The organism is Mesorhizobium sp. L-2-11, from assembly GCF_016756595.1.
Taxonomy (GTDB): Bacteria; Pseudomonadota; Alphaproteobacteria; order Rhizobiales; family Rhizobiaceae; genus Mesorhizobium.
Map to the genome: position 1 here is coordinate 2,720,247 of NZ_AP023257.1, position 25,061 is coordinate 2,745,307.

General features: G+C 62.1%; 21 protein-coding genes and 1 pseudogene. 8 read left to right on the top strand and 14 right to left on the bottom strand.

All coding sequences use genetic code 11. The features are described 5' to 3' along the window. Window positions 1-46 precede the first annotated feature (46 nt). From JG739_RS13010 to JG739_RS13020, 3 genes are all read right to left on the bottom strand, one after another. Window positions 47-2,008, bottom strand: coding sequence for an acyltransferase family protein (locus JG739_RS13010; RefSeq protein WP_202366796.1), 1,962 nt, complete (start codon window positions 2,006-2,008; stop codon window positions 47-49). A 458-nt stretch (window positions 2,009-2,466) separates the two neighbouring features. Then, the gene (locus JG739_RS13015) at window positions 2,467-2,829 is read right to left on the bottom strand and encodes an SPW repeat protein (RefSeq protein WP_023799062.1); all 363 of its coding nucleotides are present in this window, start codon (window positions 2,827-2,829) and stop codon (window positions 2,467-2,469) included. Between the two features lie 329 nt (window positions 2,830-3,158). Further along, entirely contained in the window at window positions 3,159-3,392 is a 234-nt protein-coding gene (locus JG739_RS13020; protein WP_244749874.1) for a hypothetical protein, read from the bottom strand. Window positions 3,393-3,583: 191 nt separating this feature from the next. Here JG739_RS13020 and JG739_RS13025 point away from each other — a divergent pair, with 191 nt between their 5' ends. The 6 genes from JG739_RS13025 (at window position 3,584) to JG739_RS13050 (ending at window position 12,279) form a co-directional block, all read left to right on the top strand. Beyond that, window positions 3,584-4,513: a hypothetical protein gene (locus JG739_RS13025; protein WP_202366798.1), complete on the top strand. Its 930-nt coding sequence runs from the start codon at window positions 3,584-3,586 to the stop codon at window positions 4,511-4,513. 144 nt (window positions 4,514-4,657) lie between these two features. Then, a complete protein-coding gene (locus JG739_RS13030) occupies window positions 4,658-6,709 on the top strand; it encodes an AI-2E family transporter (protein ID WP_202366799.1) in 2,052 nt (683 codons plus the stop codon). 548 nt (window positions 6,710-7,257) lie between these two features. Then, window positions 7,258-8,340, top strand: a complete 1,083-nt coding sequence (locus JG739_RS13035; RefSeq protein ID WP_202366800.1) for a sensor histidine kinase — start codon at window positions 7,258-7,260, stop codon at window positions 8,338-8,340. Between the two features lie 24 nt (window positions 8,341-8,364). Continuing rightward, on the top strand, window positions 8,365-8,826 hold the full coding sequence (locus tag JG739_RS13040) for a hypothetical protein (protein ID WP_202366801.1): 462 nt from the start codon (window positions 8,365-8,367) through the stop codon (window positions 8,824-8,826). Window positions 8,827-9,335: 509 nt separating this feature from the next. Continuing rightward, on the top strand, window positions 9,336-10,535 hold the full coding sequence (locus JG739_RS13045; protein ID WP_202362577.1) for an IS256 family transposase: 1,200 nt from the start codon (window positions 9,336-9,338) through the stop codon (window positions 10,533-10,535). A 595-nt stretch (window positions 10,536-11,130) separates the two neighbouring features. Next, the gene (locus tag JG739_RS13050; RefSeq protein ID WP_202366802.1) at window positions 11,131-12,279 is read left to right on the top strand and encodes a beta-glucosidase; all 1,149 of its coding nucleotides are present in this window, start codon (window positions 11,131-11,133) and stop codon (window positions 12,277-12,279) included. 24 nt (window positions 12,280-12,303) lie between these two features. Here JG739_RS13050 and glf read toward each other — a convergent pair whose 3' ends face one another. From glf to JG739_RS13075, 6 genes are all read right to left on the bottom strand, one after another. Further along, entirely contained in the window at window positions 12,304-13,473 is a 1,170-nt protein-coding gene (gene glf / locus JG739_RS13055; RefSeq protein WP_202366803.1) for a UDP-galactopyranose mutase, read from the bottom strand. A gap of 2 nt (window positions 13,474-13,475) precedes the next feature. After that, on the bottom strand, window positions 13,476-13,997 hold the full coding sequence (locus JG739_RS35325) for a glycosyltransferase (protein ID WP_244749876.1): 522 nt from the start codon (window positions 13,995-13,997) through the stop codon (window positions 13,476-13,478). A 41-nt stretch (window positions 13,998-14,038) separates the two neighbouring features. Then, window positions 14,039-14,647: a hypothetical protein gene (locus JG739_RS35330; protein ID WP_244749878.1), complete on the bottom strand. Its 609-nt coding sequence runs from the start codon at window positions 14,645-14,647 to the stop codon at window positions 14,039-14,041. Window positions 14,648-15,095: 448 nt separating this feature from the next. Beyond that, on the bottom strand, window positions 15,096-16,736 hold the full coding sequence (tnpC, locus tag JG739_RS13065) for an IS66 family transposase (protein WP_183445373.1): 1,641 nt from the start codon (window positions 16,734-16,736) through the stop codon (window positions 15,096-15,098). Window positions 16,737-16,812: 76 nt separating this feature from the next. Further along, the gene (tnpB, locus tag JG739_RS13070; protein WP_183445374.1) at window positions 16,813-17,157 is read right to left on the bottom strand and encodes an IS66 family insertion sequence element accessory protein TnpB; all 345 of its coding nucleotides are present in this window, start codon (window positions 17,155-17,157) and stop codon (window positions 16,813-16,815) included. After that, complete coding sequence (locus tag JG739_RS13075; protein WP_183445375.1) at window positions 17,154-17,540, bottom strand: transposase; 387 nt, start codon at window positions 17,538-17,540, stop codon at window positions 17,154-17,156. Before JG739_RS13075 ends, tnpB begins: the two co-directional genes overlap by 4 nt. Before the next feature lie 12 nt (window positions 17,541-17,552). Between JG739_RS13075 and JG739_RS13080 the strand changes: the two genes are divergently transcribed. Continuing rightward, window positions 17,553-18,509, top strand: a complete 957-nt coding sequence (locus JG739_RS13080; protein WP_244749879.1) for a hypothetical protein — start codon at window positions 17,553-17,555, stop codon at window positions 18,507-18,509. 104 nt (window positions 18,510-18,613) lie between these two features. Here the strand turns inward: JG739_RS13080 and JG739_RS13085 are convergent, their stop codons facing one another. Next, complete coding sequence (locus JG739_RS13085; protein ID WP_244749881.1) at window positions 18,614-18,925, bottom strand: inorganic diphosphatase; 312 nt, start codon at window positions 18,923-18,925, stop codon at window positions 18,614-18,616. Between the two features lie 712 nt (window positions 18,926-19,637). On the opposite strand from JG739_RS13085, the gene JG739_RS13090 reads away from it, so the two are divergent. Then, window positions 19,638-21,098 carry a hypothetical protein gene (locus JG739_RS13090; protein ID WP_202366805.1) on the top strand — a complete coding sequence of 487 codons (1,461 nt, stop codon included), beginning with the start codon at window positions 19,638-19,640 and terminating at the stop codon, window positions 21,096-21,098. Between the two features lie 194 nt (window positions 21,099-21,292). On the opposite strand, the gene JG739_RS13095 is transcribed toward JG739_RS13090, so the two are convergent. The 4 genes and pseudogenes from JG739_RS13095 to JG739_RS13110 form a co-directional block, all read right to left on the bottom strand. Then, a complete protein-coding gene (locus tag JG739_RS13095) occupies window positions 21,293-22,228 on the bottom strand; it encodes a phosphatidate cytidylyltransferase (protein ID WP_202366806.1) in 936 nt (311 codons plus the stop codon). Between the two features lie 135 nt (window positions 22,229-22,363). Further along, window positions 22,364-23,023: pseudogene (locus JG739_RS13100) on the bottom strand (lysophospholipid acyltransferase family protein); the annotation flags it as partial. A gap of 8 nt (window positions 23,024-23,031) precedes the next feature. Continuing rightward, the gene (locus tag JG739_RS13105) at window positions 23,032-23,460 is read right to left on the bottom strand and encodes a hypothetical protein (protein WP_202366808.1); all 429 of its coding nucleotides are present in this window, start codon (window positions 23,458-23,460) and stop codon (window positions 23,032-23,034) included. Window positions 23,461-23,725: 265 nt separating this feature from the next. Continuing rightward, window positions 23,726-25,060 carry a phosphatase PAP2/dual specificity phosphatase family protein gene (locus JG739_RS13110; RefSeq protein ID WP_202366809.1) on the bottom strand — a complete coding sequence of 445 codons (1,335 nt, stop codon included), beginning with the start codon at window positions 25,058-25,060 and terminating at the stop codon, window positions 23,726-23,728. Window position 25,061: the final 1 nt, after the last annotated feature.

Here is a 25,061-nt window from a genome sequence, read left to right on the forward strand (position 1 = left end):
GTGGGCGCCGGAGCAAGACCTGGCGTCGGCGGTGGTCGCCCTCACTTCACGGTTGCGACTTCGAAAACAACGCGCGCTCGACCGGCGGCTCCAGAGTTTGCGCAAAGGGCGTCGCCATGTGGTGGCGGTCGCGGTAGGCCAGCTTGCCGTCGATGAAGACACGGCAGGTCCTAGCGTCGCAGAACCGGTCGGTCATGTCGATGTAGGTCGCGTTGGGCACGGCGCGCACGATGTCGCGCTCTACCGCGGCGACGGCGTCGTTGGCGGCGTCGGCTCGCGGCGCGTCACATACCGACGGCGTCTGTCCGCGCCACAGCGCGCGGGCCACGCAGGTGTCGGCGAACATGCTGTTGAACGGCACATCGCGGATGAAGGCGACCTTCAGCCCGGCCTGGCTGAACGCCTCCAGCGTTGCGCGAAGGCCGGCCTGCCAGTCCTGATCCAGGCTGCCGGATTGCTGCGCGTCGGGCGACAGTTTGCGCGAGGTGGTCAGCGAAATCTCCGAGATCACCACCAGGCTCGGGCGCAGGGCGATGATCTGCTTGATCGATTGCTCGCGCCATTGATCGCACTCGGTATAGTCGCGCTTCAGCTTCGAGCTCCAGACCGTCAGCCGCGAGGCCCGGCAGGCGGATTTGAGCCAGGTGACGACCTTGTAGTCGTTCTTCTTCGCCGCTTCGATCAGCGGCGTCGACCAGTGATCGGCATGCGAATCGCCGAACAGCGCGATCGAGCGCTCGGCGTTCTTGGCGCCGAACTCGCAGGGCTTCGGCGTGACGGTCTCGTAGTCGAGAACACAGCCCTCCCTGGCGCGCGCGGTGGAGGGCTGCGCGGCAGTTTCGGCAATGATTCGTTGTGAGGGATCGAGGCCGTCCACGGCAAGGCGCGCATTGGCGTAAGTCGCCATGACGCCGGCACCGGTCAGCATTGCGGCGGGGATCAGCGCGCGCGCCGCGTTCGCCATCAGCCAGCCATTGCGACGGATCGGGTTTTCGATGAAATTATAGGTGAAGAGCGACAGCGCCAGCGTCAATGCCGCGCAGGCAAGCCGCCCGGGCCAGGACAGGTCGGGCACCATCATCGTCGCATAGACGATGACCGGCCAGTGCCAGAGATAGAGCGAGTAGGAAAGTTTCCCCAGCCATTGCAGGGGCGGCAGCGCCAGCATGGCGCTCGGCCCTCTTTGGACATTGCCGGAGCCGCTGAGCAGCAAGAGCCCGGTGCCGGCCACCGGCACCACCGCCGCGAAGCCGGGGAAGGGGGTGTCCTGCTCGCTGAAGGTCAGATAGGCACCGGCGATCAGCGCCAGGCCAAGCCATGCCAGTGCTGCGCCCAGTTGCGGGCGCTCTCGCCAGAATTTTGCCGGCGCCATCGTCGCCAGGCCGCCGGCGGCGAATTCCCAGGCCCTGAGCGGCGAGAAATAGAAGGCCCAGGGCTGCGCCACAGTGGTGAGCCAGGCGCAGACGGCGAACGACACCGCGCCGGTGATGCCGATCACCAGGATCGCAGTGCGCTTGCCCGGGCGCAGCCATGCCGCCAGCAGAAGCAGCCCCGGCCATACGAAATAGAACTGCTCCTCGACCGAGAGCGACCAGAAGTGGATGAAGGGGTTGTTCGCCGCATCGGGGGCGAAATAGTCGAACGACCAGCGGATCAGCCAGAAATTGATCGCATAGGCCGAGGCATACATGGCGCCTTTCGAATAGAGCGACTGTTCGTCCGGCGACAGGATGAAGTAGCCGGCGACCAGCGTGGCGAAGATGACGAACAGCGAGGCCGGCAGCAGGCGCCGGGCGCGCCTGGCATAGAACCGCCACAGGTCCAGCCTGCCGTCCTCGGCGATTTCCCGCAGCAGCTGGCCGGTGATCAGGTAGCCGGAGATGACGAAGAAGATGTCGACGCCAGTGAAGCCGCCGGGCAGGTCCGACAGACCAAAATGGAACGCGACGACGCCGGACACCGCCAACGCACGCAGCCCTTCGATATCGGGCCGAAACGATGCTGACACGGCAAAACCTCGCGAAGTCATTGAAAAGCCACCCGTGCGAAGACTCGACGCAATGCATTGATATTGCAATGCAACAAATCTAACGCAGTGCAACATAAGTGGAAGTTTGCGGGGCGCAGCGCGGGTGTGCTTGTCGGCGTGACCTCAGCAAGCGCCGCGCCAGCGCTGCCATCCGCATCCGCTGCGGCGGCGCGGGATTGGAGCACAAAGAGACAATTTAGCCGGGGGCACGGCGGGCGGGAGGCGTGCGAATTTGACTGGCGCCCGCTCTATCTGTTCGTTTTAGCCGCATTTCTGCAACGCCAAGTGATTCCACTTGGCTGCAAAAATACTCTAACGGGCCCAATCTCAGGTTTTAGGAGGAGCCCGCCGCTCGCGCGCCGGGCTCCCCCTTAAAGCGCACCCTCGGGTCAGGCCCGAGGGCATGCTTTTGGGCGACATGCACTAGTCGTCACCGATCACGCATGTGCTGGCGGATGGTGACGGGAGTCCCAGACGGCCCAGGCCGATGCCGCAACCACCAGCACGCCGAGGACAACGTGGGTCGCCATCGCGTTGGCGTTTGCCACGAAGCCGAGCAGCCAGGGCGAGGCGATCAGCCAGAGCCCGACGACAAGGTTCACCCACTCTTCCCATTCGGCGAATACTGAAAGCGCCGCGAGAGCCAGGGCGCCGAGCACGACCGCGGCGATCCAGGCGTTCCAGGCAGCAGCGGTTTCAGCAGCGAAGCCGATAACCCAGGGTGAGATGAACAGGCATGCCGCAAGGATCAGGTTGATCCAATCCTGGGCCTTCTTTCCTTCCATCAGATCGTTTGCCATGACAACCTCCACAGATGAAGCTTGACCAAAGCACCACGTCGCGTGCAACGCACGCTTAGTCATTGATATATCGCGCTTTCGGCGGCTTTCAAGGAGTGGCTACGGGGCGGCCGGTTACGCACTGGGAGCCGGGCGTGATCACGCACGAAGCATTTTTTCGTCAGGATCGGCTGAGACTGGAGGCGAAGGGAACCTATCGCGGGCCGGCGCCCCGTCGAGCCCGTGATTCCGGTCCTGCCGATCCCAAGGTCGTCGAATCCGGGGCACCGCAAACGTGGTACGGTCGGATGAAAAAGATAGAGCCCCATCCATTAGGGAGGGATGAGACTCTAGAAATCGAAATAGATCGCCGGAGGATACGGGCTGGACGCATTCTTGTCGGCCGGCGCTGCCTTCGCACCAGTCGAAGCAGTAATCCCGCTCGTGGACTTGTTGTCGAGCGGCGGCCGGTTTTTCTCGGCTGTCGCCGCTTTCGCATCGGTGGCGACGACTTTCGTCTTGGCCTCAACCGTCTTGGCCTCAACGGTTTGCGATAGCGCGAGCACCGCGAGAAGTGCAGACAAGGCAAGTCTCATGACGAGGTCCCTCCAAGGTTAACGTAAGGTTAACCCCGGCCGCCGGCCCGAACACGGCCGCTGTGTGGAAGGACGTGGAATTCTCCGGAATTCCTGTAATATTAGCTTGTGGAAAAGTACAGTGGGAGCAGGTGCCGGCGCGTGCTATCTTCGCGGTGGCATAAAGGGGCGGGGTAGGGATGGCACAGCATATCGCGCAGAAATTGCGGCTGACTGCGGCCCTGCTGGGGACCGTCACCCGCAAGGACCTTGCGGCGGCGTTCCGGGGCGTCAACCCGAAGACGGCGTTCGATCTCGGCCGCGCCGACAAATGGCTGCAGGGACGCGCCCAGCCACGCGAGCTCAGCGTCTACGACGACTGGACGAAGCTGCTCAAACTGGAACAACCCGGCGCCTGGATCGCCGAGAGCGACCTGCCAGGTTTTACCGCGGCGATCTGTGCTCGCCACGGCATCGACAGGGCCGAACTGGAGCGCCGCGCCGGTGCGCATTTCGAGATCGCTGCCGGGCATGAGGAACGGAGCCTTGGATTGGCCCTTGCCGGAACCTACGCTTGTTATTCGAGCGCCTTGTCGCCCTATTATCGCGGCCAGCTGATCAAGGGCAGCCTGTCGATTGAGGCCGGGCCGGGGGCGCACGGCCTGACCGCCGCCTATCGCGAGGCCTTGCCGACCGGGCAGCTGCTGCTCGGTGGGCAGATGACGTCGGCAAAACGCGGGCTTTATGCGCATCTGAAGGAAGCCAGCGGCGAAGCGCAATTCTTCTTATGCCTGTTTCCGCACTCGCGGCCGGGCAGCGTGCTTGGCGGCTATTTGTGCGGCACCACCATCATCGGCCCGGAGCCGCAGCCGTCGCTGACCCGGATCCTGATGGTCCGCTTGCGCAATCCGGCGCCCCCGAGTTGGGGCGGATATCTGCCGCCCGACGGGTCGATCGCCGCCGATCTGGCATCGCTTGGCCTGTCCGTCGAGCAGACGGAAGCGGTTGACCGACAGCTGGCGCAATTCCTCGTCGGAGACAGCAACGGCGGCGCCTGCCAGATCCCGCCGGCCGACTTTCGCGCCATCGTCGAGGTGTTCGACCGTCATTGGCTGAGCCATTCCGCCTGACCCAGGGCTGCCTGACTCCCGGCTGAGGAGAGACGACGACCCTTGTCGCTCGTCGCTCGCGTCGGGCTCGCTGGCACGAAGGTGGGGACGTTGCATGCCGGCTCAATATGCCTGATCATGGTCATGGCGGGGTGGAGGCATCAAGTGGCGGCCAATCGGCGAAACGGCATGCATCCGTCGGAGCCAGGGCTGGTGGGCGTTGTTTCCGCTGCCATGGCGCTGCCGCGCATGTCGCTGCCCACCGTCGCGACCGTCGTGGCGGCGGTTGCGGCCCTGTATTTCGGGCGCGAGGTTTTCCTGCCGATCGCAATCGCTCTTCTGTTGACCTTTGCGCTTGCACCCTTGGTTTCGGCACTCAAACGGCTCGGCATTCCCCGTCTTCCTGCGGTCATCGCCAGTGTGCTGGGCGCATTCACCGTCCTTGCGCTTTTCTCCTTCATTGTCGCCACGCAGGTCAGCGAACTGGCGCAGAACATCCCGCTTTACCAGTCGAATATCCTGACCAAAGTGCGATCCCTGAAGGAGACCGGCGTCGGCGGCGGCGTCATCGCCAGGCTGAGCGAGGCGATCGAACGCGTTGGCCAGGAACTCGACAGCCAGGAAACTTCACCGCCGGCCGCGGATCAGCCACGGCGCGAGCCGGTGCCTGTCGAGATCATCGCACGCGAAAGGCCGCTCCAGGTCCTGCAGAACCTGATCGGCCCGCTGATCAGCCCGCTGGCATCGGCCGGCCTGATCGTCGTCGTCGTCATATTCATGCTGCTCGAGCGCGAGGATCTGCGCGATCGTTTCATACGCCTCGTCGGCTACGGCGACCTTCATCGGACCACCGAGGCGCTTCAGGAAGCGGGCAAGCGGGTCGGCCGATATCTGCTCATGCAATTGGTCGTGAATATCGTCTATGCCATACCGGTTACAGCAGGGCTTTGGGTTCTCGGCATACCCAATGCACTGCTGTGGGGATTGCTGGCGCTGGCACTGCGCTTTGTTCCCTATATCGGCCCGATCATTGGTGCGCTGCTGCCGCTGTTCCTGGCGCTTGCCGTTGCGCCCGGCTGGTCGCTCGTGCTGTGGACCGCCGGGCTGTTCGTGGCCATGGAAATGATTACCGGCAACGTCGTCGAACCGTGGCTCTACGGCTCGCGCACCGGGCTTTCGCCATTGGCCATCATCGTTGCGGCTATCTTCTGGACATGGCTCTGGGGCCCGCTGGGCCTGGTCCTGTCGACGCCGCTCACGGTCTGCCTCGTCGTGCTCGGCAGGCACGTGCCGCAGTTCGAATTCCTCGACGTTCTGTTCGGCAACGAACCGGTGCTTGAGCCCCACGCCCGGCTCTACCAACGGCTGCTGGCCGGCGATCCAGAGGAAGCCACGGATCACGCCGAGGAGATGCTGGAGGAAAAATATCTGTTCGAATTCTATGACAAGGTCGCCATTCCCGCACTGCTGCTCGGCGAGCAGGATCGCGTGCGGGGCGTCATGGGCGATGAGCAAAGACGGCGGGTGGCGGCCAGCGCGCAGATGCTGGTGGCGAACCTCGACGACAGCGCACGGGAGGAAGCAGAGGAGGACGATGATCCGGCCACAGTCGAGCCTGCCACGGCGGACAAGGACAAGGACAAGGACAAGGACAAGGACAAGGACAAGGACAAGGACAAGGACAAGGACAAGGACAAGCAGGCTCAGGCGGAGGGCGAGGACGACACTGAGCTGCCGGATGGCACTGACATGTCGGTGCTGTGTGCCGGCGGCCGCGGCGAACTCGACGATGCCGCCGCCGCCATGCTGGCGCAGGTGCTCGAAGTCCAGGGGGCGACGGTCTCGAAGGCTAGCTTTGCCGATATGGATCCGACTGGCATTCGCCGGCTCGAGCTCGACGCCGTCGATACCGTTGTGGTCGGATTCCTGAACCTCGACTCGGTCAAGCACGCCCGTTTCCTGGTTCGTCGGCTGAAACGTGCCAAGGCGGCGCTGCGGGTAGGCATCGTGTTCTGGTCGGAGGACGGCGACGACAAAGAGACAGAAGTCGAGTTGGCCAATGACATCAACGCCGATTTTGTGGCGTTTGGCATGGTCGAAGCCGTTCTGGGCGCATTGTCGAGCGACCCGCCGGTTGCGCTGAAGGTCGCTGCCAAGCGCCGCATGCGCCGCCGGCCGCGCCCTGCCAAGAAAGCGCCGCTTGCCGCTGCAAAATGAGCGCGGAACAGGGCGGCGAGCGCGCGGGCCTCATAATCATCTCTCGGCGCATTCCAACGGCGATCAGAGCGTCCGCGATCGCGCCGGATACTCCTGGCAGGGCAGCTTCTTCACGAAAAATGGCTCGAAGGCGAATTCTGCCACTCCGAGACTCGCGACAAACCGCACATCCTGCTTGAAGGATCAGAGGTGGCATTAGTTGCCGATTTCGCGATACCCAAACTCGTCGTGATTCAGCGCTTTGTGCTCAAGGTCGCCTCGACGTGCGCCGGTCTGTCGGCAGTTACGGCGACGTGCAGATCGTCAATTTCGATTGGCAGGGACGGGATTTTGGCACAACGCTGTTGGAAAAAAGGTCGCGGCCGTGCAAAGTGACGCAAGGTTGAACTGAACTCTCAGCAAGACGGCCTGTGTTCCCGATGGCTCTGCCGCTCCGTGACGCGGGCTCGTCCTACTCCTGATATCGCGCAGCCGCTTCCAGCGTTGGCGGTGTCGAGCGAAGTGCATGACTGAGACTGAGGCTCCCACGCAAAGCACAGGCGACCAAGATGACATCAGAATCAGACAAGGCCGAGGCAGTTGAGCAATTGCTCGATACGCCTGACCTTGCCACCGCGCTGGAAAGCGAGCAGTTCAAAAAATTCCTTGACCAGGTGCCGATCGCTATCGCCGTGTCGGATTTGGGCGCGAAGGAGCGCGTCGTCTATGCTAATCCAGAATTCGAAAAAGTGTCAGGCCTGAAGGCAGCCGAGCTTACCCGGCAAAACTGGGGAGCACTTTCCGGCATTGGCATCCACCAGCAGAAGGGCCGGCCTCTGCCCGAGGCCTTGGTAGAGGAAACCGATTTCGTCGGCACCTTCCGGCTGGAGCGCGTCGGGGACAACCCGGCTCTTGTCGACGTTTATTCAAACATCATTGTGGACGACAACGGCACGAACTGCTTCCGACTGGTGGCTCTGGTCGACGTCTCATCTCATGGCGAAACTGAAGAAGCGCGCTTGGTGGAGGAGCGCGTCCGCGAGAAGGACACCCTGCTGCGCGAACTGCAGCACCGGGTGAAGAACAACTTACAGATGATCACCGCATTGATCCGTCTGGAAACCCGTAACGCGACCGAGCCCGACCAGAAAAGGTTTGAGAGGCTCGCCGGGCGCGTCGACGCTCTGGCGATCCTCTACCAGACGCTATCGGCAGACGAGCAGAAGGATGATGTCGATCTCGGCGTTTATCTTAGTCAGATCGCGTCCGCGGTGATGGGGTCGCATGCAGTTGAGGGGATCCGCCTCGACATGAAGGTGGATACCTATCCGGTGTCGATCAACGTCGCCATGCCAACGGGACTGGTCGTGAACGAATTGCTCACAAATGCACTCAAGCATGCCTTCCAAGGGCGTGAAGGCGGGACGATAAAGCTGCACAGCATCGCCGATGGCGACGGCTGCCTGGTCATAGTTGCGGACGACGGGATCGGCCTGCCGGAAGGGGAGACATGGCCCAAGCCCGGCAAGCTCGGCGCGCTGATCGCGCGCTCGCTGACCGAGAACGCCAAGGCACAGTTCAACGTCGCCTCGAGCCCCGGCGAAGGGACGAAGGTCACCATCGTCTTCACGCGATCGGCGGCAGCAAGCTGACAATTGCCAGAGGGCGGAACTTTTATGTCGCGGCCACCCGATAAAGGTGCCGTCATAGCCTTGCTGCCGAGTCGCCTCCGCTTCGTGGGCATCAATGGCGCAGAGCAATTCGCAGTTTTCGCCCCGCACGCGCACAAGCCAGCCGGATTGATCGTCAGTGCCGGGGTCGGCCACGACGTCGATCGCACATCGAACTGCTTCCTCCGAGCGGCGTGGAAGCTTGGCATCTTGGATGGAGGAACCAGCCGGCTGCTGCCGATACTCAAAGATATAGAGCCCGCCGCTTTTGTCGTTCGCCGCAGTAACCGCCACTTCGTCGAAATTGCGGTTGCAATGGGCAGCGTAACTGTTGGCCGCCACGCCGAAGGTAGCAGTCTGAACAAGTGTTGCTATCGCCCGACCGATAGCAATCTCGTCATGTCCAGTGACACCTTCCACTTCAGATACTCATCCACTCATCTGTGTGATCGGCTTTCGCCCCAGTGAAGATCAGCGCCCAATGCAAAAGACCCGCCGCACCTTGCAGCACGACGGGGCTCGATCGATTCCAATCTGTTACCGCGACGCCTTGTAACGTGCAGCCGCGATCGTCCCTGGGAGGCACTGTATAGCGGCTCGGCCGCATAGGCCGTGAAACCTGCATAGTTACCGTATCCAGCCACGCCGCTTGCCGCTGCAAAGTGAGCGCGGAACAGGGCGGCGAGAGCGCGGGCCTCATAATCATCTCTGGCGCATTCCTGACGTCTGTCCGCCGACCTGGCGTCCGCGTAGCGAGACAGCGGCGCCGACTGGGCCGAAAGTCAGTATCACCGCCGAACTGGGCTAGAGCCAGCCACTGACTGCCAAAGGAAGGGGCCATGGCGCTCTTGGTTGATAGTGTTCTGAAGGTTCTGCAAAAAGCTCTGGAGAGAGAACAGCCCTTACTCTGAGGCGAGGGGCGGCCATGGCACGCTGGTGACGTTGCGATCACCGATTCCCGTGGAAGGGTAAGTGCCATGACCAAGCGAGAGGTTAGACTGAGCAGAGGCGAGTTGAAAGCGTTGCTGTTGTCGGATGAGGACGGCTTCCGCAGAGTTTTGCAGACTGTGGTGCAGGAGGCTTTGGAAGCCGAGATGACGGAGGCGATCGGGGCCGAGAAAGGCGAGCGGACGACGGAGCGGGTTGGTTACCGGTCCGGCTATTACGAACGCAAGCTTGTGACGCGGGTTGGCGTGCTGGAACTTCGGGTTCCGCAAGATCGGGCCGGCCGGTTCTCGACGGAGTTGTTTGAGCGTTACCAGCGCTCGGAGAAGGCACTGGTATCGGCGCTGGTCGAGATGTACGTGCAAGGCGTGTCGACGCGCAAGGTGAAGGCGATCACCGAGGATCTGTGCGGCCATTCCTTCTCGGCCTCGACGGTAAGCCAGGCGACGGCGCGGCTGGATGAGGCGCTGAAGGCGTTCTTTGAGCAGCGGCTTGCCGAACCTTACCCGTACCTCATTCTGGACGCGCGCTACGAGCGGGCGCGCGAGGCCGGCGTGATCGCCAGCCAGGCCGTCTTGGTGGCGATCGGCGTCGACTGGGAAGGCCGGCGCCAGGTGCTCGGTGTCGAGCTGGCCAACCGTGAAAGCCATTCGAGCTGGCGCGCGTTCGTGGCAGGGCTCAAGCAGCGCGGGCTCGCCGGCGTCGAGTTTGTCGTCTCCGACGACCATCCGGGGCTCAGGGCAGCGATCCGCGAAGTCCTGCCCGAGGCAGTCTGGCAGCGCTGTTACGTGCACTTCCTCAGAAACGCGCTCGATTATGTGCCGCGCAAGGTCGATGACGACTGCCTGATGGAGCTCAGATGGTTCTATGACCGGCGCGACCTCGCCGAGGTCAAGCGCGACCTGGCGCAGTGGATCGCCAAATGGCAGGCCAAATACCCGAAGCTGGTGGATTGGGTGGAGAACAACATCGAGGAGACGCTGAGCTTCTATCGGCTGCCGCTGCCGCATCACAAGCACATGAAGTCGACGAACATGCTGGAGCGGCTGAACCAGGAGATCAAGCGGCGCACCCTGGTCGTTCGCATCTTCCCCAACCCGCAGAGCTGTTTGCGGCTGGTTCGGGCATTGGCGGTGGAGATCCACGAGAACTGGCTCGAGGCGACCCGCTACCTCAACATGGATCATCTGCGCGAGCACAAGAAGGAGAACCTGAGGGCACTGGCCGCCTGACGCGGCCGCCATGTCCGCCGCTCCGCTAAACACGGGGGCTGCGCGGCGGACACGCCAACGTCACCGCTGAATGCCACGCCATTTTTGCAGAACTTGACGCACACAACTTCTTGGTTGGTGAGGCGCAAACTTGCCGCAGGCACAGAGCAGAAATGCCAAGTTGGCGGGTCGCCCGCCCAACCAGAAATATTTCAACCGAAGGGGAACCTCACGGTCGCAGGCAAGTTCGGTACGCAATGTGGGGGAGCTTGCGCCATGAACAAGTGTCGTTCATCTCATCGGCTTTATCGTTGTCGTGCTTGCGATCTTTCTCCTTCCTCGGATTCCATTAGGAGGGACAATGCAGCGCGACGACGATCAACGAGGCTCGGCTTGAGAGCGCCAGTCTGTGATCCTGAGGTCGACCTCTGCTCACCGACAACACCTGGACCCGGCTCCGCTCGCGCTCGCTTGGTCAACATTCGACGCTTGCACCCGTACCACTCAGAGGCGACGTGATGGCGGCCCGAATGAAATTGTGGTGGGGGTCGAAACTGGCAATGTTCGATCGCCTAGCGGGAGCGTTGGCGCGAGCCTTGGCCGACGGGTCGCACGTATGAGCAACGAGCCGGCGCGTCCGCCAGGCGAATATTCGTCCGAGTTTGCCAGCTTCTTCATGGCTGGCTTCGAATGTTCCTCGCATCGGCGCGGCGACGGAGTGCGCCTCGATTTGATTCGCGCAACCGCACACGACAAACACGCTCTCGGCGACTATCGCAGCTGTGCTGCCCTTGGGCTTCGCACGATCCGCGACGGCTTGCGCTGGCACCTAATTGAAACAGCGCCAGGAGTCTTCGACTGGTCGGTTTGGATCTCAATGATCGAAGCAGCCCACACGGCGGGGGTGAAGGTCGTCTGGGATATCTTCCACTATGGCTCACCAGATCACGTAGACCAAGGCGCCCCAGACTTTACAGAAGCCTATGTCCGCTTCGCCGCTGAAGCTGTCCGCGTCCACCGCTCCGTCACGGGAGTAGCTCCCCTGGTGTGCCCGATCAATGAGATCTCATTTTTCGCATGGGCGATAGAGGCCGGCTATTTCCCACGCGTGGGGCCGAAGAAGCGGGGATGGTTCAAGCGACAGCTTGTGAGGGCAGCGGTTGCGGGCGTCAAGGCGATGCGCGATGCCGAACCTGATTGCCGGTTCATATGGGCTGAACCGCTAATCCATGTTGCGCCCCGTGACCGTAGTCGTGCCGAGCAGCGGCGCGCGGAAAACGTTCGTCAGGGCCAGTTTGAAGCCTATGACATGCTGACGGGCCGTGCCGAGCCCGAATTGGGCGGCAGCGAGGACTGTGTCGACGTCATCGGACTTAACTTTTATCCGCACAACCAATGGTACTTTCGGGGGCCAACGATACCGATGGGCCACCACGAATATCGGGCGCTTTCCGACATGTTGGTCGAAGTCGCAGAGCGCTACAGAAAGCCCATGTTCATCGCCGAGACAGGCGCTGAAGGATCAGGCCGGCCGGCATGGCTCCATTACGTTTGCGATGAGGTCCGTGACGCAATGAGCCGTGGTGCCCCGGTTCAGGGTATATGTCTGTACCCGGTGACCGCGTATCCCGGCTGGGACAATTCGCGCCACGCGGAAGTCGGCTTGTTCTCTACGGTTCACGCCGACGGTTCGCGCAGTCTTCGCCAGCCGGTTGCCGATGAATTGGATCGCCAGCGCAGATTGTTCGCGGCGGGTGTTTCGTAGCGGTCGAAGAAGGAGCGGGCCACGTCAGTAGGTGGGGAACTGCTCCGAATGTTGGCCAAGCATCGTCCGCTGCGTAAGCATCTGCACGGTGCCGTTTGCCGGCAGGCTCTGTTGAATGCGCGCGAACGTCGCCAAAGCCTGACCGACGACCTGATCCATATTGTAGTAGCGGTACGTGGCCAGGCGCCCGACGAACCACACGTCGGGGCACGCCGCTGCCAGTGCTTCATAGCGTTTGTACAGCCCCTCGTTTTCCGCCCGCGGCACCGGGTAATAGGGATCGCCGATATCGGTTGGATATTCGTAAGTCAGGCTGGTCTTCGGGCTCTGCTGACCGGTCAGATGCTTGTACTCGGTAATGCGGGTATAGTTTTCCGTCTGCGGATAGTTGACAACGGCGACCGGCTGAAACTGCTCGCAATCAAGCGTCACGTGCTCGAACCGCAGTGACCTATAAGGCAGACGACCAAGGCTCCAGTCGAAATATTCATCAATCGGCCCGGTGTAGATCATCCGCTGAAAGGGGATCTTGTCGCGAATTTCGCGATAATCGGTCTGCAGCATGATCTTGATCCTTGGGTTGTCCAGCATGCGCTGGAACATGCGTGTATACCCGCCAGCCGGCATATTCTGGAAAGTGTCGCCAAAGTAGCGATCATCGCGGTTGGTCCGGGTAGGGACCCGCGCAGTCACGGACTTGCTTAGTTGGGCCGGATCGACGCCCCACTGCTTCCTTGTATAGCCGCGAAAGAATTTTTCGTAGAGTTCCCTGCCAACGGTGCTCACAACCACGTCTTCGGCGGTCCGGACTTCCTCGACCGTTTCTCGCCGGGATGCGAAGAACTCCTCCAACTGCTCGGGCGTCAATTCAAGACAGTACAGGCGATTGATCGTGTCGAGGTTGATCGGTATCGGCAGCAGTTTTCCGTCGACCGACGACAGTACGCGATGTTCGTAAAGCCTCCATTCGGTGAATTGCGAGAGGTAGTCGATGATCGATCGGGCGTTGGTGTGGAATATATGCGGCCCATAGCGGTGGACCAGAATCCCCGCTTCGTCATAGCAGTCATAAGCGTTGCCGCCGACGTGGTTTCGCCGGTCAATGAGCAGGACGCTTTCCTGCCGTTGCGATGCGATGCGTTCAGCGAGCACGCTGCCAGCGAAGCCGGCGCCGACAATCAACCAATCGAACATGGTCAGGCTCCCCGGCGCAAAGGCACAATGCTTTTCATTGCATCGGCGCGCTGAATATGGGCAGCCATTGCGTCCCATGTTCGTTCCCAGGACATGTTAGCGAGGTAAGCATCGACTTCCTTCAACAGGAAATTCCGGGGACGTGACAGAAGGGACCGAAGCTTGGTTTCGATGTCTTCGCCGTCAACAATGTCGACCAGGCCTTCGGCACCATAGGTGCGCACGACGTCCACAATCGCCGTGGAGACCACCGGCAGTCCGGCGGCCAGGAACTCAGGAGTTTTGGTCGGGCTGATATAGCGTGTCGCCTCATTGAGCGCGAAGGGCATCCAGCCGGCGCTCCAGTGCCTGAGATAGCGAGGCAGGTCGGCGTAGGACTTGGCACCCAGCCAATGTAAGTTACTTGCGCGCGGCAGGCTTAGCGGGTCGATCTTGACCACCGGGCCGAGCATGACGAAATGCACATCGGACATTGCCGCAGCCGCTTGCGCGATCATCTCAATGTCGAGCCGTTCGTCGATCACACCGAAAAAGCCCACTCTCGGGTAAGGTATGTCTGCCTGGTCTACAGGGTCATCGCCGGGCTCTCTTGCCTTGTGAAAATGCGCAACGTCGATGCTGCTGGGGAAGGGAAAGATCGATTTGGGAGGCATCGTTTGGCTTCGTACAGGCTCTGTCCGCCCGTGAACACGACATCAGCGCGCTGGAACAGCGCCCTTTCCATCTGCGTCAACTCTGCCGGCGCGTTCTTGAAGGCGGAGAGTTCATCCATGCAGTCGTAGACGCATACATCGCAGGCTATATGGTCACTGAAACGCAGCGCCATGGGCGTGTAGTACCATATAGTCAGCCGGTCATGCGGAGTTGAGTAGACGATCTGGTCGACGAATCTGCGCTGGATGGCGTCTGCCTTTGTTGCGGAAATGCCGGCCGGAAGAACCGGGGTGACGATTGTGATCATTGCAGACCGATCGTTCACCCGCATCGAAGGATAGCGTATTTCCTCGTAGACCGGCTCCTCAAAGTAAATTATCTGCTGCTGCTTTGAGGCGTGCGTCAAAATATGCTGCGGGCGTTGGTGTACGAAATCCCACCTGAGGTGAGAAAAGCAAAGTAAGATAGAGGATTTTAGGGGGGTATTTGATTTATTTTTTTTGCCGCCCGTGATTTTCATGTAAGAAACCCTTTAGTTATAGTTTGTAAGTCTCTGGATTAACATATGTTAATCGAAGCACGCTCCTGCTGAAGCTTTCTCCGTACGTTTAACTTTCATTCGAGTAAGTTGTTCCACGGATTTTAATTGGAGCCCCCGAGCCGCGATTGTTCGAAGAGAAGCGGCGCTGCTACCAACACCCGACGGACATTTCGCCTCGGCCAAGGCGGAGGCCCTTGCAGCTTCAGATCGCCAAATGTGGCGCATTGCCACGGAACGGCTGAAATCCGCTCAATCGTTCAACAACCATTCATGAGCGCGGGTATAAGAGTTAATGAGCTGCGCATGATTCGTTTTGGTCGCCACAGATGGCCCGACGCATGGGCCGATGCAGGCAGCCACCGTGAGAGAGCCGCAAGGAATGAAGTTCAACTTTGAAACCAACGTCTTTCCGTTGTTTCGTAAGCGGTCAGCCGATAACGTCAGGCCTAAAGTTCCAAGGCATGAGCATTTCGATTTCGGATGCCGGCCAGCCTTGAGCGATGCGGGTCAAGGTCTGCGAGAGCCAGTCGAGCGGATCGACGCTGTTCATTTTGCAGGTTTGCAGCAAGGTGGCTACCGTCGCCCAGGTTCGTCCACCGCCGTGGCTGCCGGCGAATAGACTATTCTTTCGCGTGATCGTCTGGGGCCTGATTGCACGCTCGACGATATTGGAGTCGATTTCGATGCGACCGTCCATCAGAAAGCGTTCCAGCGCCTCCCGCCGGGTGAGCGCGTAGCGGATCGCCTCGGCGGTCTTGGATTTTCCGGAGACCTTGCCCAGTTCCGCTTCCCATAGATCGAAGAGGCTCGCGACAATGGCCACGGACTTTTCCTGACGTAGCGCGGCGCGGCTTCCGGCATCCTTGCCGCGGACCTCGTCCTCGACCTTCCACAATTCGGTCATGGCGATGATCGAATCCGTCGCGGCCTGCGAGACCCCGCTGATGTGCAGGTCGTAGAATTTGCGCCGCAGGTGAGCCCAGCACCCGGCGAGCCGGATTGTTTCATTGCTGCCGGCTTTGGCCCGTGCCTTGACCAGGTTGGTATAGGCCGAGTAGCCATCCACTTGCAGGATACCGCTGAATCCGGCGAGGTGGCGCGCCACGCAATCCGCACCTCTGCTGTCTTCAAAACGATAGGCAACCATTGGCGGACTGGTTCCGCCATAGGGTCGGTCATCCCGTGCGTAGGCCCACAACCAGGCTTTCGTGGTTTTCCCGGAACCAGGGGCAAGGGTGGGCAAGGTCGTCTCGTCGGCGAAGACCCTTTCGCCCTCCTTGATGCGCTCCAGTATGTAATCAGCAAGCATCTGCAGCTCGAAGCCCAGATGCCCCATCCACTGCGCCATCAACGACCGGCTGATCTCGACGCCGTCGCGCAGATAGATCGCCTCCTGCCGATAAAGCGGGAGGCCGTCGGCGTATTTGGAGACGGCGATATAGGCGAGCAGCCGCTCCGTCGGCAGCCCGCTTTCGATGATGTGCGCCGGCGCCAGAGCCTGGACCACGCCGTCACGGCCCCGGAAGGCGTATTTGGGACGGCGCGTGACGATGACCTGGAACTTCGGCGGCACGACGTCCAGCCGCTCGGATCGATCCTCGCCGATCAGAACCTTTTCAAGCCCCTCGCAGTCGGCCGGGATTTCCGGCTCGACGACCTCCTCGATGCGTTCGAGGTGGGCAGCAAAGCCCTTGCGCGGACGCGGGGCGCGCTTCGGCTTGTTCCCGACCGCGCGGTCGAGTTCGCTCCGGATTTCCGAAAGGCCGGTCTCGACCTCTTCGAAGGCAAAGGAGGCCTGCTCGTCGTCGATGGCCAGGCGTAGCCGCTCGGAACGCGTGCCATGTTGCGTGCGCTGTAAAACTTTCAGGATTGACGTGAGATTGGCGATCCGCTCGCTGGCGCTTTTCTCGACAGCTTTCAGCCGGGCGACCTCCGCCTCAGATGCTGCGATCCGAGCGTCGGCGACTGCGATCCGGGCCTCGCTTGCAGCCTGCTCGCGAGCCATGGAAAGGATCATCGCCTTCAGCGCATCAACGTCGTCGGGAAGGGCAAGACCCGGTAGAACCATGGCAAGCAACAGAGCACAAAAACAGCCGCTTTCCCAACCGTTCCAGCCGCATGATTCATCTTGCCGCAGGCCGGTTTCAGCCCGTCGATAACGGCCGCCTGACCCTGGCCGGACGAATCTTTTTCCAGTCCAGTCCGGCCAGAAGCGCCATCAACTGGGCGTGGTCGAGACGCATGCGCGCGGCCGATATCCCCGGCCAGCAGAAGCTGTGATCTTCCAGAGTCTTCGAATAAAGACAAACCCCGCTGCCGTCCCACCACACGATGCGAACCCGGTCCGCACGCTTCGAACGGAATACGTGAAGTGCCCCCGAGAATGGGTCCAGGCCGCCATCCCTGACCAGCGCCATCAAAGATGCCGCGCCCTTGCGGAAGTCGACCGGCTGGCACGACACGTAAACCACCACACCGGAAGCGATCATGCCTTACGAACCGCGCGGATGATCCTCGCCAGGCGATCGGGATCGACATCGCCGCCGGCGCGCACCACTGCGTCGCCAATGACGATTTCCACCGTGTCGCTGCCCACCGCTTCAAAGCGCGTGAACTTCGCCGGCTTGCTCGCTCCCTCCGTCAGTGGCGCAACCATGCCCGACGAAAGCGCCTTGCGGCGCCACGCATAGAGCTGCGAGGGGTCCAGCCCCTCGGAACGCGCAACCGCCGAGACATTGCCCCCTGGCGAGAACGCTTCGGCGACAAGCCGTGCCTTCTCTTCGTCCGACCGATGGCGCGGCTTGCGTCGGGACGGCACAGGCTCCGCCGTCAAAATCTCGAATGTTCGATGATGGCTCATACTGTCGCTCATAGGATTCTCCGCATGATTCATGCTGAAAATGAGCGATCAACCGCCTGCACGCTACGTGGGGACGCCTACGCGCTTACGTTGTTTCACCCGCAGTCCGTGGATGATCTGAAGGATCCTTGTCCGGTGTTCAACGGCACGCTTTGGCACGTCTTCGGTTCCAGCGGCACTGTCGCGACCGAGAGCTGGAAAATACTACATGCCACGGCTCCGGACCTTTATGGGCCGTGGACTGAGCATGAGGCGCTCGACTTGGCGGTAACCGGATCGGGCATAGCGGCGCCCGGCGTTATCCATGAATGCGGCGTTTTCCACATGTTCATCCAGACCGAATTCATGAAGTCCGGCGGACGTTGCGAGCATGCGGTGTCCAACGATGGCTTTCATTGGGTGGTGCTGAATCCGGCGATATTGTCCCTGCCGGACACCGATGAGGACGGGATCTATGATCCCCATCCGGCGATCATCGGCGGCAAGCGCTACATCGTCTATTCAGGCATGCCTAAATTCACCAGGGTGCCGCAGCCTGACGTCTATCTGGCGCGCAGCCAATCCGATTCCTGGTTCGGGCCGTGGAAACGTCTCGGCAAGATATTGGACCATCTCGACGTTCCCCATCACAACGTGCGCGAGCATCCTGACTACGAATGGGGCATCGAGGGCGCCCAACTGGTCGAATTACCCGACGGTCGCGTGCTTCTCAACGCCACCTGCTTCCTTCCCGAAGGTCCGCGCGGAAGTCGTCAGCGCGTATTCTTCGCCATCGCCGACGACGTCCAGGGTCCCTACGTGTCGGTCGGCCCCGTGCTTGATCCTGGTGAGCCTGGGGAGAACGGCCATTCGACGGTGATGATCGAGGGCGGGAAACTGACCTTGTTTTACCAGAGCAGACGTGAGGCAACGAATCATCGCTGGCGTTTCGGACTGGCTAGGTGCGACCTGGATCAGCAAGTCCTTTCACGAGTCGGCTAACAGGGACGACCAGCACGAGGCATCGTGGCTGCGCCATCACTATTTCATCCGCGTTCCTGCGATAGTCCATAACGTAACGATGATGAGGTCGGATGGCTCAAGCTTCACGGCTTCACGGTCTCGCCGTTCTCCGCTTGCATGACACAAAGAGCCGCCAGCAGATCGCACTTGATGACAACACCGGGAGCGCTGGTGGCCTCATGGATGACTAGACCGTCGAGGGTATCGTCATCGTCGCCCAGTGTAGAAGGCAGAAAGCCCCAGTCGTACGGGTAGGCCAGGCCCGCTGGAAGCGGCCGCGTATATTCGAAAAGCTTCTTTTTGGGCTTGTAAGTCAACTTTGCTTCGGCGCCACGCGGTGTTTCCACGACCACCCCCTTCGATGTAGTCGTAGGCAGTGTCAGATAGTTCGCCACGTTTGGTCTTCGCCAGTCCATGCCAATGGCTCTAGACTTCTCTAAGCAGCGGATGGCCGATTTGTTCCGAAAGTGCCTACGCTCGACGCCGAGCAGCATCTCGTCGAAACGGCATCGGGCAAAGCTTCGCGCAGACGGTTTCACGCAGGTGATGGCGTTGTGTCGCGATGGACGCAAGGGCGCAGCAAATTACGGACCATGATCGCGTCCTGGCTTGACCAACCCGGGGAACGATACCGCGTAGTTGGGTGGACCAGACTGCACCGGGCGGTCTCCTCATCAGTCCAGTCAGTGTCGCGCCAGTTTCCCTGGCGACGCATGCCCACGCCACAAAGTCGGCGTTGATGTCATTGGCCAACCTGATGCACCCCTCCGTTCTTCGTCAGGATCGATCGACCTGGGGATCAACCACGCCGAGGGAGCCTTTAACCAACTCATGACTGCTCAAGAAGGGGCCTGAGTGGAAGAAAGCGGTCCAGTTCCTGCATAGATGCGTTTGGGACCGGGTGACCCCACCGGAGGTGCGTCAGGCCTTCGAGCCTGTCGCTTAGGAGAAGGAGATGTTCCTTCGCTCCGACTGGGGCAGGGCATCCTTGCACCGCAAATACATGAGAGTCCATTGGGCCTGCCAGCCCGGCGAAACATTTTGCCACCGCGGCAGTTATACCGCTCCGGGGACGAAATTCGGGGCATGCCTTTGAACGATATTAGATTGGCGATACCGCTGGTCGGGGAAGTGGAAGTCTCTGCGCCGAGATCGGCCGCCGGCCTGCCTTGGATCAAGTTAGCCGGTTCCTATTTCGCCACCGAGGACGGCGAGGCATGGACGCCGATCGGGCAGAACGATGCGGTAAGCTGGCCCGAACTCAATGGCCTGTTCCGGCGCGCCGATATGGCCGGCGTGGAAAATCATCTCCGTTGGCTGAAGGAAAGCGGCGTCACCTGCCTCAGGCTGATGCTGGAATATGCCCAGGTTCGCCACCGCTACTTCGAGAAGCCGCAAGGCCGCTTCGTGCCGGCAATGGTGCAATTGTGGGACGACCTCTTTCGTCTTTGCGAAAAACAGGGCTTAAGAATCCTGCTCACCCCCTTTGATACGTTCTGGCAGTGGCTCCACTGGCACCACCACCCCTACAACCGCAATAACGGAGGCGTGCTGGACCACCCGTCGCGATTCCTGGTCTGCGCCGAGACGCGCCGCGCGATCAAGGCAAGGCTGGAATTCGTGGTTCGCAGATGGAGCGGCAGCGGAGCCTTCTTCGCATGGGACCTCTGGAACGAGATCCATCCCGAGCAGGCTCAGGGCAGCGCGGATGGCTTCGGCGCCTTCATCCATGATCTCAGCGATTTTGTGCGCCGGCTGGAAACGTCACTTTACGGCCGCTCTCACCCGCAGACCGTCTCGCTGTTCGGACCTGAGCTTCGCTGGCGGCCCCACATGCCGCTGCCTGGGCCGATCTTCCGCCACCCAGACCTCGACTTCGCCTCCCTCCATCTCTACGAGGAGGGCACGATCGATGACCCCAGTGACACGGTGGCGCCGGCGCTCGGCGCGGCTCGGATCGTCGGAGAGGCGCTCGGCGAAATCCGTGACGGCCGCCCTTTTCTCGATTCCGAGCACGGCCCGATCCACTCGTTCAAGGACAAGAAGATCACGCTTCCGGAACCTTTCGATGATGAATATTTCCGCCATTTGCAATGGGCTCACCTGGCAGCGGGGGGCGCGGGTGGCGGCATGCGGTGGCCAAACCGCACCCCGCATGTGCTCACCCCCGGCATGCGGCGGGCGCAGCGTTCGCTGGCCGATTTCCTCCCTCTGATCGACTGGGTTTCGTTCCGGCGTGCCCATCTCGGCAACAAGATGCGGGTTTCCGGTCCCGACGCCGCGGCTGTTGCCTGCGGCGACGATTCCCAGGCGGTGGTCTGGCTGGTTCGCCGCGACACGATCGGGCGAAACGGTATGCTTCGCGCCGGCGCTGCGCCGGTTCCGGCCACCTTGGAGCTGCCCGGGTTGGCTCGCGGGACCTATCGCGTCATCGCCTGGGATACCGCGGCCGGCAGGCAAACGGCGGAATGGAAAGCGAATTCGGACGGCTGGCTGAAGCTTGATGTGCCGCCGTTCTCCGCCGATGTCGCCCTTGCCATCCGCCGAGGCATCGTGGCTGCGTCCTAACTATTTCATCCGCGGTCCTGCTGGTCCAAGCAAAGCCACGGGAAACATCTCTCACGACCTGCGGCAAGACTCGAAGGCGTAGCGTGGTCGAGCGATCCTCAGGTTGCGCTCAAGGTCGCTGGCAGGCGCCGCATTCGCCGCCGGCCGCCAAGAAAGCGCCGCTTGCGGCTGCAGAATAAGGCTGTAGCTCGCCCTCAGGTCCAGAAATAGCGCACCGTGTGAAAGAAAATCGGGGCGGCGAAGACCAGGCTGTCGGCGCGGTCCATCATGCCGCCATGGCCCTCGATCAGATGGCCCCAATCCTTTACCCCCTGGTCGCGCTTGATGGCGGAGGCGACGAGCCCGCCGAGGAAGCCCATCAGGCAGGCGATGAAGGCGACGGCCGCCGCCTGCAGCGGCGAAAACGGCGTCAGGAACGACAGCAGCGCGCCAAGCAGGCTTGATGTCGCCAGTCCGCCGACCAGCCCTTCCCAGGTCTTCGATGGCGAAACCTTGGGCGACATCAGGTGCCTGCCGAACAGCTTGCCGAAGATGTATTGCAGCACGTCGCTGCCTTGCACGGTGATGATCAGGAAAGCGATCAGCAACAAGTTGCGGCCTTCGAAGCCGGGCACGTCGAGCGTCAGCAGCGCCGGCACGTGGCTGACGCAGTAGACCGAGATCATGACCGCCCATTGCTGCGCCGAGACGCGCTCGAGAAAGCGCTCGGTGTCGCCGTGCAGCGCGGTGATCGCCGGCATCAGCAGGAAACAGTAGACCGGGATGAAAATGGTGAACAGACCGTACCAGGCGGTCCACACCAGCCAGTACTGGAACGGGATGACGATGCCGAACATGCCGAGCAGCACCCAATGGTCGCTGCGGCGGCTGTGCGTCAGCGTCACGAATTCGCGCAAGGCGGCAAACGAGATCAGCGCGAACAGGATGGTCATGCCGGCGCGGCCGAAAAAGAAGGCGACGGTGATGGCCACCACCATCACCCACCAGGCGTTGATGCGCTGGTTGAGATTGACCAGCGTCGACGACAGCGGCTTCGGCGCGCGCCACGACAGGATGCCGGCGACCAGGCTTGCCGTGGTCAGCACCGCAGCGAGGCCGACAACCAGAATGAGGGTCTCGTGCACTGGCATGTTCTAGTCGTCTCTTGCAGCATCGTGCCGGGTACCGCAACCGGCACGATCAGCTTTTTGGGCTCTAGGCTCTTTGGGCTCTATGCTGTTTTGGTCGCACGATGTTTTTCGGAAAACCGGATTCCGCTTTTCCGCATCATGCGTTGGCGGGCGGGGGTTCAGCGCCAGGAGGGTTTGGCGGGCGCGCTCCAGAAAAGCGCGGCGCTCTTCGCCGGGCGCAATGGCGATCGGCGCGCCGAAGACGACCCGGCAGAGCAGCGGCACCGGCACGAACTGGCCCTTGGGCAGCACCCGCGACATGTTCTCGATCCAGCACGGGATGAGTTCGACGTCGGGCCGCGCCATCGACAGATTGTAGAGGCCGGAGCGGAACGGCAGCAGCGGCTGGTCGGTCATGTTGCGCGTGCCTTCGGGGAAGATGATCAGCGAATGGCCCTCGTCGAGCACCGACAGCATGATCGAGATCGGGTTCTGCGCCTCGTCGGTCCATTGCCGGTGGATGAGCACCGAAGACAGCATGTCCTGCGCGATGAGCCGGCGCAGCCGCGATTTTCCCCAATAGTCGGCGGCAGCGACGGCATGGGTGCGGGCGCGCTGCTTTTCGCTAAGGCAGGCCGACAGCAGGATGAAATCGCCATGGCTGGCATGATTGGCGAAGTAGATGCGCTGCCGGTCCGACGGCTGGCTGCCGTTCCAGATCGGCCGCACGCCGGTCACCGCCCAGGCCAGCGCCGACAGGCCGACCGAGGTCACGGTCTGCAGCAGGGTAAAAGTCCTTGTGCCGAGCTTGCTCATCGTCGGGCTCACAAAGACAACGCAACGAGGGACGCCGCGACGAACAGGCCGAGCGCGATGCGCTGCTTCATCAGCAGGCGTTGCGTGCCCGCGATGCGTTGGTCGAGCGAGCGGATGCCGGCAGTGGCCGGTTTGACGCGCATGCGCGCCAGCACGTCGTCGACCGAGGCGCCGCCGGCGGCCTCGCTGATGTGGCTCGCCATCAGCCAGAACAGCAACGTGTCGAAGAAAAGCAGGGCCGAGACGGCGAGAGTGACCACGCCGCTCGCTGCCGCGACCAGCCAGGCGGTTGCCGCCAGCGTGGTCGCCTGTGGCGGCGCTGTCACGGCAATGACCGGCGCGGCCGCCAACGCGGCCAGCACCAAAAACAGCGGCCACACCGCCTGCGTCATCAGCTCGGCGGCGAACGCATCGGCCTTGTCTCGATGGGCACTCATGCCGGAATAATCGCTTCAGGTTTGGTGCCGCCCTTTTCCAAGCGCTTGCGCCGCCCCTCATCGCCCTGCCGGGCACTTCTCCCCGTATAGTGACGGGGAGAAGGGGCTGGCCGCGGTGTCGGCGCCATTTCCAAAACGCTGGTGATTGGCGAAACCGCTGATGCCCGCGCCCCTCTCCCCGTCACTATACGGGGAGAGGATGCCAGCAGGCAGGTGAGGGGCAGCGCCGACTTTGACAGGTGGCTTCGTCTATTGCTCGAACTGTTCATGCCGGCTGGTCCACGTGAAGATGCACCGGCCGGCCCGTGGTGGCGAGCTTGGTTCGCGCCTGCGCCAGCGTGTCGGCGCGGCCGGTGGCGACCAGCCATGCGGCGACGGCGCCGGCGCTGCGCTGGAAGCCGAGCGCGCAGCAGACAAGGACCGTGCCGTGGCTGCGCGCGTCCTCGATCGCCGCCACCGCCTGCGCCTGCGCCTCGGGCGATGGCGGCAAAAGATCGATCATGGCGACAGCCGTCCAGCGGCAGGTGACGCCGCGCGGCCGCTCCAGCTCGCCGGCAAGGTCGATCACCGTGCCGAAGGCGCCGGCCTCGGCGGCGGTGGGAAAGCGGCCGAGGAAGACACCGTCGGCAATGGCGACATGCGACGGCAGCTTGCGTGTCCATAGCCATGCATTGATCCTGGCGCCAAGCCGGTGGGGCAGCAGCAAAATGCGGCTGGCCAGCGAGACGCTGCCATCGGCGGCCTTCTGGAACACTTTGGCGTTGGCCCCGGCATAGGCGAAGGCGACGATGGCCAGCCCCAGCGCCGGCCACAGCAGGATCAGCCACAGCGCCGAGACGAAGGCGCCGGCAGCGGCGCCGGCCAGCGCCAGTGCTGCGACCAGCGCGTAGAACAGCGCCAGCCGCCGCGCGCTGGCATCAGCGGTCAGCCGGAAGCCGGCGAACGGCAATTCGCCGTCGCGCGGAAACAGCCACAGGGCGAGAAAGCCGAGCAAAGCGCCGGTCGGGATATCGATGACATGGTGCTGCCACGTCGTCAGCACCGAGGCGCCAATCAGCAGACACCAGGCATGCCAGACGACGCCGGCCATGCCTTTGAGTCGGTGGCGCCAATGATCCCAGATGATGACCAGCAGCGCGATGTGCAGCGACGGCGCCTGGTTGAACGGCCTGTCGAAGCCGCCGAGCACCGCGAACAGGAAACCTGGCAGGCCTGATGTCTGCGGCCGCACGAAGGTCGCCGTCAGCGGGAACAGGATGAAACAGGCGACGGCGACGATTTGCGCCGAGAGATAGCGGCCGGCAAGCCGGTCGACGCCGCGCCTGGAATCGTTCAACAGCAGCGACAGGCCGTAGAACAGGTTGATCGACCAATAGGGCACGATCGTCCAGGCGACGAACGGGATGCCGCGCTCCCAGGCAAAGACGATGCTGCCGACATCGTCGCGCTGCGACGCCAGCCAGTTGGCGAAGCCGTAGGTCGCGTAGAAGAACGGCGCCAGAAAGGCCAGCCACAGCGCCGCGCGCAGCACGATCCCGGCGTACGGCTCGCGCGCAGAACGGGCAGGGGCAGCGGCAGGGCCAAGGACCGGCGAGACCATG

Bases quoted from the DNA above. Each gene is read 5' to 3' on its own strand.
- JG739_RS13015 (WP_023799062.1), bottom strand. From the start codon at position 2,829: ATGGCAAACGATCTGATGGAAGGAAAGAAGGCCCAGGATTGGATCAAC.
- JG739_RS13025 (WP_202366798.1), top strand. From the start codon at position 3,584: ATGGCACAGCATATCGCGCAGAAATTGCGGCTGACTGCGGCCCTGCTG.
- JG739_RS13035 (WP_202366800.1), top strand. From the start codon at position 7,258: ATGACATCAGAATCAGACAAGGCCGAGGCAGTTGAGCAATTGCTCGAT.
- JG739_RS13040 (WP_202366801.1), top strand. From the start codon at position 8,365: ATGTCGCGGCCACCCGATAAAGGTGCCGTCATAGCCTTGCTGCCGAGT.
- JG739_RS13045 (WP_202362577.1), top strand. From the start codon at position 9,336: ATGACCAAGCGAGAGGTTAGACTGAGCAGAGGCGAGTTGAAAGCGTTG.
- JG739_RS13050 (WP_202366802.1), top strand. From the start codon at position 11,131: ATGAGCAACGAGCCGGCGCGTCCGCCAGGCGAATATTCGTCCGAGTTT.
- glf (WP_202366803.1), bottom strand. From the start codon at position 13,473: ATGTTCGATTGGTTGATTGTCGGCGCCGGCTTCGCTGGCAGCGTGCTC.
- JG739_RS35330 (WP_244749878.1), bottom strand. From the start codon at position 14,647: ATGAAAATCACGGGCGGCAAAAAAAATAAATCAAATACCCCCCTAAAA.
- tnpC (WP_183445373.1), bottom strand. From the start codon at position 16,736: ATGGTTCTACCGGGTCTTGCCCTTCCCGACGACGTTGATGCGCTGAAG.
- tnpB (WP_183445374.1), bottom strand. From the start codon at position 17,157: ATGATCGCTTCCGGTGTGGTGGTTTACGTGTCGTGCCAGCCGGTCGAC.
- JG739_RS13075 (WP_183445375.1), bottom strand. From the start codon at position 17,540: ATGAGCGACAGTATGAGCCATCATCGAACATTCGAGATTTTGACGGCG.
- JG739_RS13080 (WP_244749879.1), top strand. From the start codon at position 17,553: ATGATTCATGCTGAAAATGAGCGATCAACCGCCTGCACGCTACGTGGG.
- JG739_RS13095 (WP_202366806.1), bottom strand. From the start codon at position 22,228: ATGCCAGTGCACGAGACCCTCATTCTGGTTGTCGGCCTCGCTGCGGTG.
- JG739_RS13105 (WP_202366808.1), bottom strand. From the start codon at position 23,460: ATGAGTGCCCATCGAGACAAGGCCGATGCGTTCGCCGCCGAGCTGATG.
- JG739_RS13110 (WP_202366809.1), bottom strand. From the start codon at position 25,060: ATGGTCTCGCCGGTCCTTGGCCCTGCCGCTGCCCCTGCCCGTTCTGCG.